The organism is Paraburkholderia sp. SIMBA_030 (assembly GCF_046535245.1).
Taxonomy (GTDB): Bacteria; Pseudomonadota; Gammaproteobacteria; order Burkholderiales; family Burkholderiaceae; genus Paraburkholderia.
Genome location: NZ_JAWRXB010001456.1, coordinates 1 through 242, shown reverse-complemented (window position 1 = coordinate 242; position 242 = coordinate 1). Strand labels below are relative to the sequence as shown.

Here is a 242-nt window from a genome sequence, read left to right as displayed (position 1 = left end):
CCAGGCCACCGCGTCGCTTCGCTAACAAGGAGTCGTCATGACGTATAGCGCATTTTCCACGCTGTCCTACCCGGCTGGCGGATATACGGGCGCGGCCGATCCTTCGTCGCTGTTCACGCGATCCATCACTTCACAGCCGAACGCGTGGGCAAACGTCGGCGGCAACTTCGGCAGCAATGCCGGCGCGAACTGGAATTCGCCAGGCGGCATGGGTGACAACGCGCTCGAGCAACTCTTCCTGC

The 242-nt window shown here is 62.4% G+C and carries 1 pseudogene; it reads left to right on the top strand.

Going from position 1 to position 242, the window contains the following annotated elements:
- Positions 1–37 precede the first annotated feature (37 nt).
- Positions 38–242 (top strand): annotated as a pseudogene (locus SB772_RS44855) (hypothetical protein); the annotation flags it as partial.